Raw genomic sequence first — 12,238 nt, 5'->3', positions numbered from 1 at the left:
CTCCCAGGGACGCCCGTCCTCCCCTCTCAGGGACGCCCGTCCTCCCCTCTCAGGGGCGCCCCTCATCCCCAGGTATGACACGGCGCACCCGGGTCCGACTCGAGAGGGCCCCCGGAACCGGAACAGCGGCTGACTACACGGCACCGATCGGGCAGCACGATGGAGTAAGTCCCCACTCGTCGTCCCGACAGGAGCACCGTCCCGTGACCACCACCCCCTTCGCCACCCGCGCCACAGCCGTGGCCGCGCGCGCCACGGATCTCTCCAAGGTGTACGGACAGGGTGAGACCCAGGTGGTCGCCCTGGACCACGTCTCCGTCGACTTCGGACAGGGCGAGTTCACCGCGATCATGGGCCCCTCGGGCTCGGGCAAGTCGACGCTGATGCACTGCGTCGCGGGCCTGGACAGTTTCAGCTCGGGGTCGGTCCGCCTCGGCGAGACCGAGCTGTCCACGCTCAAGGACAAGCAGCTCACCAAGCTCCGCCGGGACAAGATCGGCTTCATCTTCCAGGCGTTCAACCTGCTGCCGACGCTCACCGCCCTGGAGAACATCACGCTTCCCATGGACATCGCGGGCCGCAAGCCGGACAAGCGGTGGCTGGAGCAGGTCATCGAGATGGTCGGCCTCTCGGGGCGCCTGAGCCACCGGCCGACCGAGCTGTCCGGCGGGCAGCAGCAGCGGGTCGCGGTGGCCCGCGCGCTCGCCTCCCAGCCGGAGATCATCTTCGGTGACGAGCCGACCGGAAACCTCGACTCGCGCTCGGGCGCGGAGGTGCTTGGGTTCCTGCGGAACTCCGTGCGGGACCTCGGGCAGACCGTCGTGATGGTCACGCATGACCCGGTCGCCGCGTCTTACGCGGATCGCGTGATCTTTCTTGCTGACGGGCGGATCGTGGACGAGATGCACCGGCCGACCGCCGAGGGCGTGCTTGACCGGATGAAGCACTTTGACGCCAAGGGGCGGACCAGCTAAGCGCCGGTTCATCTTCTACTGCGGGGCCGTTGTGGCTGGTCGCGCAGTTCCCCGCGCCCCTGACGGGGCGCTTCCCCAGCCCTCCTGCCCCTGACGGGGCGCTCCTTCCCCCCTCACCTGGACTCACACCCATGTTCCGTACCGCCCTGCGCAATGTGCTCGCGCATAAAGCCCGGTTGTTGATGACCGTGCTCGCCGTCATGCTCGGTGTCGCCTTCGTGTCCGGCACCCTCGTCTTCACCGACACCTTCGGCAACGCCTACAAGAACAAGTCGGCGAAGAGCTTCGACCACGTCTCCGTCGCCGTCCTCTCCGAAGGCGGGTCGGGTGAGGACGAGAAGAAGGAGAAGCCCCAGCTCACCGACTCCCTCCTGAAGAAGGTCGGGGAGCTGCCCGGCGCCGAGTCCGCGCTCGGTTCCGTCTCCGGGTTCACCGCGCTCGCCGACAAGGACGGCAAGCTCGTCGGCGGCGAGTGGGGCACCACCGGCGCCAACTACTACCCGGGCAAGGACGGCAAGGACCCGCGCTACGACTTCACCGACGGCGCCGCCCCGAAGTCCGCGGGCGACCTCGCCCTGGACTCCCGTACCGCGAGCCGCACCGGCTACAAGGTGGGCGACACCGTCCGCTACTCGACGGACGGCCCGGTCCGCACCGCGAAGGTCAGCGGCGTCTTCGACACCGACGAGGGCAGCGTCGTCGCGGGCGGCAGCCTGGTGGTGTTCGACAACAAGACCGCCTTCAAGGAGCTGAACAAGACCCAGTACGACGAGATCGACGTGAAGGCGGCCGGGGGCACCTCCGAGGCGGCCCTTGAGCGCTCGGTCGAGAAGGTGCTGCCCGAGGACCACCCGACCATGACGGGCGGGGAGCTGAAGGCCCAGCAGGACAGCATGATCGAGGAGCAGACCAGCTCCATGAGCCAGGTCCTGCTCATCTTCGCGGGCATCGCGCTCTTCGTCGGCATCTTCATCATCGCCAACACCTTCACCATGCTGGTCGCCCAGCGCACCAAGGAGCTCGCGCTCATGCGGGCCGTCGGCGCCTCGCGCCGCCAGGTGACGCGCTCCGTGCTGATCGAGGCGTTCCTCGTCGGTGTGATCGCCGCCGTGACCGGCTTCGCGCTCGGCATCGGCGTGGCGGTCGGCCTGGAGTCCCTGATGAACTCCGCCGGTGCCTCGCTGCCCTCGGGCCCGCTCGTCATCGCCCCGACCACGATCCTGGTCGCCCTGCTCATCGGCGTCGTCGTGACGATGCTGGCCGCCTGGCTGCCGGGCCGCCGCGCCGCGCGGATCCCGCCGGTCGCCGCGATGAACAGCGTCCACGCGACGCCGACCACGCGCGGCCTCGTGGTCCGCAACACCATCGGGTCCGTCATCGTCGCCCTCGGCGCGCTGATGCTCTTCATGGACGACAACTACGTGAAGTCGGGCGGCGCGGGCGTCATGCTCGTCGGCGTCATCGTCCTCACGCCGCTGCTCTCCCGCCCGTTCATCGCCGCCGCGGCCCCGCTCCTGAGGCCGTTCGGCGTCACCGGCAAGCTCTCCCGCCTCAACTCGGTGCGCAACCCGCGCCGTACGGCGTCCACCGCCTCCGCGCTGATGATCGGCCTCACCCTCATCACGGCGATGACGGTCGTCGCCACCTCCATGGGCACCGCCATCAACAAGATGGCCGCCGGTTCCATGAAGGCCGACTACAGCGTCTCCATGGCGAACTTCCAGCCGCTGACCCCCGAGGTCCGCGAGAAGCTGGACAAGATCCCGGACGTCGAGGCGACCAGCCCGCTGCGCCAGGCGTACGGCGAGGCCGACGGCGGCTACACCAACATCTCCGGTGTCGACCCGAAGACCTTCGGCAGCCTGGTCGGCATGGACTTCACCGGCGGCTCGGCGGAGGGCCTGAAGGCCGGCGGGGTGCTCATCGACGACGAGCTGGCCAAGGACCAGGGCCTCAAGGCGGGCGACACCTTCCCGCTGAAGTTCGACGACGACAGCAAGACGGTCGAGGCGAAGGTCTCCGGGGTCTACGAGGGCAACGAGATGCTCAGCGGCGTCTTCGCCCCCACCTCCCTCGTCGACAAGCACCTGACCAAGGTCGTCGACAAGCAGGTGCTCGTGAAGATGAAGGGCGGCGCCTCCGACAAGGCCGAGGACGCCATCGTCAAGGCCCTCGGCGAGAACCCCGCCATCACCGTCCAGGACAAGGACGCGATCAGCAACGCGGTGGCCGGCGCCATCAACATGATGCTGAACATGCTCTACGGCCTGCTCGCCATGGCCGTCCTGATCGCGGTGCTCGGCGTGATCAACACCCTCGCCATGTCGGTCTTCGAGCGCAAGCACGAGATCGGCATGCTGCGGGCGATCGGCCTGGACCGCGCGAAGGTCAAGCAGATGGTGCGCCTCGAGGCGGTCATCATCTCCCTGTTCGGCGCGGTGCTCGGCATCGGTCTCGGCCTCTTCATGGGCTGGGTCGCGGGCGGCACCATCTCGAACAGCGTCTCCACGTACTCCATGGAGATCCCGCTCGCCCGCATCGTGGTCTTCCTCGGGATCGCGGCCCTGGTCGGCGTCCTCGCGGCGATGTGGCCGGCCCGCAGCGCGGCGAAGCTGAACCCGCTGATGGCCATCAAGAGCGAGTAGGCGGTCAGCGGTACGTGGAAGGGGCCCCCGGCGATTCACCGCCGGGGGCCCCTTCCACGTACGTACGCGCTCATGGCCTCTCGTGCGTACGCGGTCAGGCCCGCCACTCCCGGGTGCGCAGCGGCAGCCCCGAGGCGCCGTCCTCGGGGGTCTTCACCGCCAGGACCTGGTTGACGCCGATGCGGTTGCGTTCGAAGGCGAGCGCGGAGGCGGCCATGTAGAGCCGCCAGACGCGGGCGCGGCCGGGCGAGGTGAGGCGCTGGGCCTCGGGCCACGCCGCCTCCAGGTTGGCGACCCAGCCGCGCAGGGTGAGGGCGTAGTGCTCACGGATGGCCTCCGTGTCCCGCACCTCGAACCCGGCCCGCTCCAGCAGGCTCACGGTGGTCCCCACCGGCGCCAGCTCCCCGTCGGGGAAGACGTACGCGTCGATGAACTCGTCGACCGAGTACGCCGATTCGTCCGTCTGCGGGCGGCGCGCGATCTGGTGGTTGAGCAGCCGCCCGCCCGGCTTCAGGAGGGCGTGCAGATCGTGCGCGTACTCCAAGTACCGCTCGGAGCCGACGTGTTCGGCCATGCCGATGGAGGAGATCGCGTCGTACGGGCCGTCGCGCACGTCGCGGTAGTCCTGGACGCGGATCTCGATCCGGTCGGTCAGCCCCTCCTCGGCGATGCGCTTCCTGGCGTACGCGGCCTGCTCCTGGGAGAGGGTGACGCCGACGACGTTGACGCCGTGCTCGCGGGCCGCGTGGATCGCCATGGAGCCCCAGCCGCAGCCGACGTCGAGCAGGCGCATGCCGGGCTCCAGGCCGAGCTTGCGGGAGACGAGTTCGAGCTTGTCGCGCTGGGCGTCCTCCAGGGTGGCGTCGGGCGCGGCCCAGTAGGCGCAGGAGTAGACCATCGAGGGGCCGAGCACCAGCTCGTAGAAGTCGTTGCCCACGTCGTAGTGGTGGCTGATGGCCCGCCGGTCGCTGTGCTTGGTGTGCCGGTGGAGGCGGCCGCGTCTGCGCCGCTCCTCCGGTGGCGGGGCGGGCGGCAGGAAGGGCGCGGAGAGGGCGAGCAGCTTGCGGGCGGCGGCGCGGAACTCGGGGTCGCGCACGGCCTGCCGCAGGGTCCTCGCGTCCTCGCCGCGCTCCCAGATGAACCCCGCCATCCGGTCCAGGGTCTCGTAGAGATCCCCGTCGACGTCCAGGTCACCGGCGACCCAGGCGCGGGCGAGGCCCAGTTCGCCCGGCTTCCACAGGAGGTGGCGCAGGGCGCGGCGGTCGCGTACGACGAGCGTGGGGGCGCCGGGGGGTCCGGCCTCGGAACCGTCCCAGCCGCGGATGCGTACCGGCAGCTCGGCTCCGATGAGCCGCTCGGCGAGTTCCTTCAGCCGCAGTGCGGCGTTCTCCATGGCGCACACCTCCGTGAGGAAGGACCGCTTGACGGTCCGCACACCACGTAAACACCGAAGGGCCCTCGCGCAGTCCCGGCGCACGCCGAAGGGGGCCGCCCGCACCACGGATGGCGGGCGGCCCCCTTCGGGGTGGATCAGTGACGCGAGGTCAGGAGGCCTTGGCCTTCTCCTCGGACTTGGCCTTGTCCGCCGGGGCGGGCTCGGCCGCGGCCTGCGGCTTCGGGGCCGGCTTGGCGGCCTCGTAGAACTCCTCGCGCGGGGCCTCCAGAGCACCGAGGGAGACGACCTCACGCTTGAGGAACATGCCGAGCGTCCAGTCCGCGAAGACGCGGATCTTGCGGTTGAACGTCGGCATCGCCATGCCGTGGTACGCGCGGTGCATGTACCAGGCGAGACGGCCCTTGAGCTTGATCTTCATCTTGCCCATGACGATCATCGCGACGCCCTTGTGCAGGCCGAGACCGGCGACCGCACCCTTGTTGGCGTGGCTGTACTCCTTCTGCGGGAAGCCCCGCATGCCGGAGATCACGTTGTCGCCGAGGACCTTGGCCTGGCGCAGCGCGTGCTGGGCGTTCGGCGGGCACCAGGCGTTCTCGTTGCCTGCCTTGCGGGCGGCCATGTCCGGCACCTGGGCGTTGTCGCCCGCGGCCCAGATGTAGTCCGTGCCCTGCACCTGGAGCGTGGTCTTGGTGTCCACGTGGCCGCGGGGGCCGAGCGGCAGACCGAAGCGGGTGAGCGCCGGGTTCGGCTTGACGCCGGCGGTCCACACGATCGTGTTGGAGTCGACTTCCAGGCCGTTGTTGAGGACGACGTGGCCGTCCACGCAGGAGTCCATGCCGGTCTTCAGGTAGACCTCGACGCCGCGGCCCTCCAGGTGCTCCTTGCCGTACTGGCCGAGCTTGGGGCCGACCTCGGGGAGGATCTTGTCGGCGACGTCGACGAGGACGAAGCGCATGTCCTCGCGCTTGACGTTGTTGTAGTACTTGGCCGCGTCGCGGGCCATGTCCTCGACCTCGCCGATGGTCTCCGCACCCGCGAAGCCACCGCCGACGAAGACGAAGGTCAGCGCCTTGCGGCGGACGTCCTCGTCGGTCGTGGAGTCGGCCTTGTCCAGCTGTTCGAGAACGTGGTTGCGCAGGCCGATGGCCTCCTCGATGCCCTTCATGCCGATGCCCTGTTCGGCGAGGCCGGGGATCGGGAAGGTGCGGGAGACCGCGCCCATCGCGATGACGAGGTAGTCGAAGGGCAGCTCGTACGCCTCGCCCACGAGCGGGGCGATGGTGGCTACCTTCCGGTCCTGGTCGATGGTGGTGACCCGGCCGGTGAGTACCTCCGCCTTGGGCAGCACGCGTCGCAGCGGGACGACGACGTGCCGCGGCGAGATGCTGCCGGCGGCGGCTTCGGGGAGGAAGGGCTGGTAAGTCATGTACGACCGGGGGTCGACGACCGTGACGGTCGCCTCTCCGAAGCGCATCTTCTTGAGAATGCGCCGAGCTGCGTACAGGCCTACGTACCCACCGCCTACTACGAGGATCCTGGGACGCTCCGTGGTGCTCATGCCATCGAGTATCCACCCGTCCGGCGGGGGTCGCTCGTGCGCCCCTTCACAAGCATCCCAAGGGGCTCTGCTACACTTCGCCGCCCACGTGACCGAGGTCATGGCGTCCCAGGGGAACCACGGTGTAACGCGAGTCGTTGTCCACCCCTTGTGAGCTGCCGCTCCGGCTCCTCGCCCGGAGTGGACCACCACTCCGCTTCACTCCTCGGCTCCTTTCCCGAAACGCGGCGGCCACACGCCGGGAAGCCTCTGAATGACCCATTCCGGGCCTCGGCGGGCAAGAACCTCGTCCGCGAGGGCCGAATTCCTTGTGAAGAACTTCACGAACTTTCCCGACAGGGCGTCACCGCAGGGCCCCGAGGTCAGCCGTTCGGGGCGCGAAGCCCGCTCAGGAGGCGGTCCAGGGCCTGCTCCGCCTTGTCCGGCGCGCCCGGATCCGCCGACCGCGCGAGCCACAGCGCCGCCTCGTTCATCGCCCCCGACAGCAGGCGCGCGAGGGGCTCCACGGGCTGGTCGGCGATGACGCGGGCCGCGACGAGGGCGTCGAGTGCTTCGGTCAGGTGCCGGGCGGAGGAGTCCTCGTCCATGGCCCGCCACTCGTCCCACCCCAGTACGGCCGGGGCGTCCATCAGTACGACGCGGCGCACCACGGGGTCGCGCCCGGCGGCGAGGAAGGCCCGGCACCCGGCCCGCAGCTGCTCCCAGAGATCCTCATGCCGCTCAGCGGCCTCGGCGACCCTCTCGCCCACCTCGCGCTGCACCTCGGCGACGACGGCGCGGAAGAGCCCGGCCTTGCTCTCGAAGTGGTGGTAGGCCGCGCCCTTGGTGACCCCGACGGCCTGCGCCACCTCGGCGAGGACCACATCGTGATAGCCGTCGACGGCGAACCTCCGCCGCCCCTCGACCAACAGCGCCCGCCGGGTCGCCGCGCGCTGCTCGGCCCGCGTGCCAGCCATCCCTGATCCGCCTCCCTTTTCACATACCTCGGGTATGTTACCGTCTCAGCTCTCACATACCCGGGGTATGCGAATGCGCGTACAGGGCGTACAGGGCGTAGAGACAGAAGGGGACCCACCATGCAGACCAAGCTCGGAAGCTTCTACCCGGTGATAGCCACCGGCGACGTCGCCGCGGCACGCCGCTTCTACACCCGGCACTTCGGCTTCGAGGTGACCTTCGAGGCGGACTGGTACGTCAGCCTCCGCCGCCCGGACGCCCCGCAGTACGAACTGGCCCTGCTCGACCACACCCACCCCACGCTCCCCGAGGGTCACCGCACGGCGCTCAAGGGCGGCCTCCTGCTGAACTTCGAGGTCGACGACGCAGACGCGGAACACCGCAGACTGGTCGACGAGGCGGGCCTGCCCGAACTCCTCCCCCTGCGCACGGAGGAGTTCGGCCAACGCCACTTCATCGTCGCGGCACCGGACGGCGTGCTGATCGACGTCATCACGGTCATCCCGCCGACGGACGAGTACGCGGCCCAGTACACCCCGGGCCACACCCCGTAGACGCCCCGCGGACCGGGCCCTGGGAGCCGTCAGGCGACGTCTTCCTCAATGGCCTCGAAGATGTCCGCGTCAGTCTCCTGTTGCCACTCGGGAAGGGCCGGCCAGTCGGCCACGTATCCCGGCTTCGGATCCTCGAAGTGCCTGTACATCTGAGCCGTCCAGGCGGTGGCGACAAACCGGCTCTTCTGCTCACGGCTCAGCCGCGACGCATGCCCACCACTGAGGTCGAGGAGCTGCCGAACCTGTTCGTACACGGCACCCGCGGCCTGCCGCTCCCACTCGGGTGTTTCCTCCCAGGGAGTCACATATCCCGGCTTCGGCTCTCCGGGAAAGTACTTCCGCACCCCCGCGATCCACGCTTCGCGGAACAGCCGCGCACCCTCGGTCTGCGACATGGCAACCCCTCTCGAGCCGATCTCGGCCCGCAGCCCCTGGAGTCTACGGACGACGTATCCGGAGGAATCGTCGCAGGTCAGCCAAGATTCCGCCCCGCTTCGACATCCTCCGCCACCTGGTAAGCAATGCCGTCCAGGATGTCGTGTTCGCTCACGATCACCTCTTGCGCGCCGATCCTGTCCATGATCGCGAGCAGGACCAGGGCGCCGGACGCGATCACGTCGACGCGGCCCGGGTGCATTGACGGGATCGCGGCGCGTTCGGCGTGGGGCGCTGTCATCAAGCGGGCGGTGATCGTGGCGACCTGGGTGTAGGAGAGGCGGGAGTGGTGGATCGCCGTGCTGTCGTAGGTCTCCAGGCCGAGGGCGATCGCGGCGAGCGTGGTGACCGAGCCCGCCAGGCCCACCAGCGTGCGCGCCTCCTTCAGCGGGACCGTGGCCTCGGCGAGGTCGAGTGCCGCCTCGATGTCCGCGCGGACCGCGGCGAACTGCTCCCGTGTCGGAGGGTCCGCGACGACCCCGTCGCGTACGAGATGGCGCTCGGTCATCCGGACGCAGCCGACGTCCACCGAGCGGGCCGCCCGCACCTTCTCCGCGCCGACCACGAACTCCGTCGAACCACCGCCGATGTCCACGACCAGGTACGGCTTGGCGAGGTCGTCGCGGCCGGTCAGTTCCTTGGTCGCGCCGGTGAAGGAGAACTCCGCCTCCTGCGCGCCGGTGATGACCTCCGGCTCGACGCCCAGGATGTCCAGGACGCCCCGGACGAACTCGTCGCGGTTCTCCGCGTCGCGGGACGCGGAGGTGGCGACGAAGCGGACCCGCTCGGCGCCATGCTCCTTGATCACCTCGGCGTACTCGCGGCAGGCCGCGAAGGTGCGCTCCAGGGCCTCGGGGGCGAGACGGCCGGTCCGGTCCACGCCCTGGCCCAGGCGGACGATCGTCATCCGCCGGTCCAGGTCGACGAGTTCACCGGTGACCGGGTCGGCGTCCGCGACCAGGAGGCGGATCGAGTTCGTGCCGCAGTCGACGGCGGCGACGCGGGTCACGCGTCGCCCTCGGGCGCGCAGGGGGTGACGCAGGGGCCCTTCGCCCACCACTCGGGCAGCATCGCGATCGCCTCGTCGCCGAGCGGATTCACACCGGGGCCCGCGGCCAGCGAGTGGCCGACCAGGACGTGCAGGCACTTCACGCGGTCCGGCATGCCGCCCGCGCTCGGGAAGCCCTCAAGGACCTCGATGGCGTCGCGGCGCGCGAGGTAGTCCTCGTGGGCGGCGCGGTAGGCGGCGGCCAGCTCGGGGTCGGTCGTCAGACGCTCCGACATCTCCTTCATGACGCCGTTGGCCTCAAGGGTGCCGATCGCGGACGCGGCCCGCGGGCACGTCAGGTAGTACGTGGTCGGGAACGGCGTCCCGTCCGGGAGGCGCGGCGCCGTCTCGACGACGTCCGGCTGACCGCAGGGGCAGCGGTGCGCGATGGCCCGCAGCCCGCGCGGCGGTCGGCCGAGCTGCTGCTTGAAGGCCTCGACGTCGGCGTCGGTGGGCTCGGTGCGCGGGGTGGTCGGCGGGGGCGTTTCCATGCCTGTCTTTCCATCAGTGGTCGATCGGCGGGTGATCGACGGTCAGTTCGGTTCGGATCGGTTCGGGTCAATTCGGGTCAGGTCGGATCGGGGCCGGTCAGTCGTCCGGGCGGTCGGCCTTGTCGACGCCGTCCCACACGTTCGAGTACCAGGGGCGCGAGGCCGCACCCTGATCCGCGCGCCGGCTCCTCGCCGCCGCGGGGTCGATCACGGTGAACCCGGTCTCGCCCGGCATCACGTAGTGCAGCCGGTCCCGGATGCGCTGCTCCGCGTACGCGTCGTCCTGCCAGCGGGCCTTCTCGTCGCGCAGCTTCTCGACATCCGCCCGGCGCTCGGCCTTCTGGCGGCGCAGATCGTCGATCTCGGCGCGCTGGGAGACGTACTGCCTCATGGGGTAGGCGAGGGCGACGACCAGGGAGCAGATCACGAGCGCGAGGAGGGCGGCGCGGCCGGTGAGCCGGGAGCGGCGCGCCTGGCGCTTGGTCTGGGAGCGGTAGACGCGCTCGGCGGTCTGCTCGCCGAGCAGCCGCAGGCGGGTAGCCGTGGAGAACCGGTCCTTGGTCCCGGCCTTGGCCATGGTTCCGCCTCCCCAGAGCAGCGCGGCGCGTAAACGTACGTACGTCCCCGCACACGGTACGGGACCGGGTGCGGGGACGTAGGTAACTACAGGGCTGCGCGAGCGTGCTCAGCCCGTGCGACCGCTCAGCCCTTGAAGCGCGGGAAGGCGCTGCGGCCGGCGTAGACCGCGGCGTCGTCGAGGATCTCCTCGATGCGCAGGAGCTGGTTGTACTTGGCGACGCGCTCGGAGCGGGCCGGGGCGCCGGTCTTGATCTGGCCGCAGTTGGTGGCGACGGCCAGGTCGGCGATGGTGACGTCCTCGGTCTCGCCGGAGCGGTGGGACATCATGCACTTGAAGCCGTTGCGCTGGGCCATCTCGACGGCGTCCAGGGTCTCGGTCAGCGAACCGATCTGGTTGACCTTGACGAGCAGGGCGTTGGCCGAGTTCTCCTCGATGCCGCGGGCCAGGCGCTCGGGGTTGGTGACGAACAGGTCGTCGCCGACGAGCTGCACCTTGTCGCCGAGCTTCTCGGTGATGGCGTTCCAGCCGGCCCAGTCGTCCTCGAAGAGCGGGTCCTCGATGGAGACGAGCGGGTACGAGGCGACGAGCTCCGCGTAGTACTCGGTCATCTCGGCGGCCGAGCGGGACTTGCCCTCGAACTGGTACGTGCCGTCCTTGTAGAACTCGGACGCGGCGACGTCGAGGGCGAGCGCGATCTGCTCGCCGGGGACGTAACCGGCCTCCTTGATGGCCTCGAGGATGAGGTCGAGGGCGGCGCGGTTGGAGTCGAGGTTCGGGGCGAAGCCGCCCTCGTCGCCGAGGCCGGTGGCCAGGCCCTTGCTCTTCAGGACCTTCTTCAGCGTGTGGTAGACCTCGGTGCCCCAGCGCAGCGCCTCGGAGAACGACTCGGCGCCGATCGGCGCGATCATGAACTCCTGGATGTCGACGTTCGAGTCCGCGTGCGACCCGCCGTTGAGGATGTTCATCATCGGCACGGGCAGCAGGTGCGCGTTCGGGCCGCCGAGGTAGCGGAAGAGCGGCAGGTCGCTGGCCTCGGAGGCGGCGTGCGCGACGGCGAGGGAGACGCCGAGGATGGCGTTGGCGCCGAGCGAGCCCTTGTTGTCGGTGGCGTCCAGGTCGAACATGGCCTGGTCGATCAGGCGCTGCTCGGTGGCGTCGTAGCCGACCAGCTCCGGGCCGATCTGCTCGATGACGGCGAGGACGGCCTTCTCCACGCCCTTGCCCTGGTAACGGTTGGGGTCACCGTCACGGAGTTCGATGGCCTCGAAGGCACCGGTGGAGGCACCGGACGGGACGGCGGCACGACCGGTGCTGCCGTCGTCGAGGCCGACCTCGACCTCGACCGTGGGGTTGCCTCGGGAGTCCAGGATTTCCCGGGCTACGACGACGTCGATGGACGGCACGAGCATCTCCTTCTGGGAGTGTGACGCGTATACACGATTACGCCGGGCCGCTTCGGCCCTGCGCCTCCTGAGCCTAACCGGCCCGGAGCCTTCGGCCAGCCGACCGCCCGGCCCCTGGGACGGTCGGGGGCGCAAACACCCGGGAAACAGGGCGTAAGCCCACCTTTTCTACTCGCTGGTAGCGAACAGGGGGGGCG

The 12,238-nt window shown here is 69.9% G+C and carries 11 protein-coding genes; 3 read left to right on the top strand and 8 right to left on the bottom strand.

Annotated elements, in window-relative coordinates:
- Positions 1-203: 203 nt before the first annotated feature.
- Both GKQ77_RS17785 and GKQ77_RS17780 read left to right on the top strand, forming a co-directional pair.
- Positions 204-974, top strand: coding sequence for an ABC transporter ATP-binding protein (locus GKQ77_RS17785; protein WP_219689768.1), 771 nt, complete (start codon positions 204-206; stop codon positions 972-974).
- Positions 975-1,105: 131 nt separating this feature from the next.
- Positions 1,106-3,619, top strand: coding sequence for an ABC transporter permease (locus tag GKQ77_RS17780; protein ID WP_219689767.1), 2,514 nt, complete (start codon positions 1,106-1,108; stop codon positions 3,617-3,619).
- A 94-nt stretch (positions 3,620-3,713) separates the two neighbouring features.
- On the opposite strand, the gene GKQ77_RS17775 is transcribed toward GKQ77_RS17780, so the two are convergent.
- From GKQ77_RS17775 to GKQ77_RS17765, 3 genes are all read right to left on the bottom strand, one after another.
- The gene (locus GKQ77_RS17775; protein WP_219689766.1) at positions 3,714-5,012 is read right to left on the bottom strand and encodes an SAM-dependent methyltransferase; all 1,299 of its coding nucleotides are present in this window, start codon (positions 5,010-5,012) and stop codon (positions 3,714-3,716) included.
- Between the two features lie 151 nt (positions 5,013-5,163).
- Entirely contained in the window at positions 5,164-6,573 is a 1,410-nt protein-coding gene (locus GKQ77_RS17770) for an NAD(P)/FAD-dependent oxidoreductase (protein WP_219689765.1), read from the bottom strand.
- Positions 6,574-6,935: 362 nt separating this feature from the next.
- On the bottom strand, positions 6,936-7,529 hold the full coding sequence (locus GKQ77_RS17765) for a TetR/AcrR family transcriptional regulator (RefSeq protein WP_219689764.1): 594 nt from the start codon (positions 7,527-7,529) through the stop codon (positions 6,936-6,938).
- 120 nt (positions 7,530-7,649) lie between these two features.
- Here GKQ77_RS17765 and GKQ77_RS17760 point away from each other — a divergent pair, with 120 nt between their 5' ends.
- Positions 7,650-8,084, top strand: coding sequence for a VOC family protein (locus GKQ77_RS17760; RefSeq protein ID WP_219689763.1), 435 nt, complete (start codon positions 7,650-7,652; stop codon positions 8,082-8,084).
- A gap of 29 nt (positions 8,085-8,113) precedes the next feature.
- Here GKQ77_RS17760 and GKQ77_RS17755 read toward each other — a convergent pair whose 3' ends face one another.
- The 5 genes from GKQ77_RS17755 to eno all read right to left on the bottom strand — a co-directional run bounded on the left by GKQ77_RS17755 (position 8,114) and on the right by eno (position 12,041).
- A complete protein-coding gene (locus GKQ77_RS17755) occupies positions 8,114-8,479 on the bottom strand; it encodes a hypothetical protein (protein WP_219689762.1) in 366 nt (121 codons plus the stop codon).
- A gap of 77 nt (positions 8,480-8,556) precedes the next feature.
- The gene (locus GKQ77_RS17750; protein ID WP_219689761.1) at positions 8,557-9,528 is read right to left on the bottom strand and encodes a Ppx/GppA phosphatase family protein; all 972 of its coding nucleotides are present in this window, start codon (positions 9,526-9,528) and stop codon (positions 8,557-8,559) included.
- A complete protein-coding gene (locus GKQ77_RS17745; RefSeq protein ID WP_125513209.1) occupies positions 9,525-10,058 on the bottom strand; it encodes a DUF501 domain-containing protein in 534 nt (177 codons plus the stop codon). Before GKQ77_RS17745 ends, GKQ77_RS17750 begins: the two co-directional genes overlap by 4 nt.
- 97 nt (positions 10,059-10,155) lie before the next feature.
- Positions 10,156-10,635, bottom strand: coding sequence for an FtsB family cell division protein (locus GKQ77_RS17740; RefSeq protein ID WP_219689760.1), 480 nt, complete (start codon positions 10,633-10,635; stop codon positions 10,156-10,158).
- 125 nt (positions 10,636-10,760) lie between these two features.
- On the bottom strand, positions 10,761-12,041 hold the full coding sequence (gene eno / locus GKQ77_RS17735; protein ID WP_219689759.1) for a phosphopyruvate hydratase: 1,281 nt from the start codon (positions 12,039-12,041) through the stop codon (positions 10,761-10,763).
- Positions 12,042-12,238 lie beyond the last annotated feature (197 nt).

It is taken from the genome of Streptomyces anatolicus, assembly GCF_019400875.1.
GTDB classification, from domain to species: Bacteria; Actinomycetota; Actinomycetes; order Streptomycetales; family Streptomycetaceae; genus Streptomyces; species Streptomyces anatolicus.
Note: the sequence above shows the minus strand (reverse complement) of the source record. Positions and strands in the feature narration are given on the sequence as shown.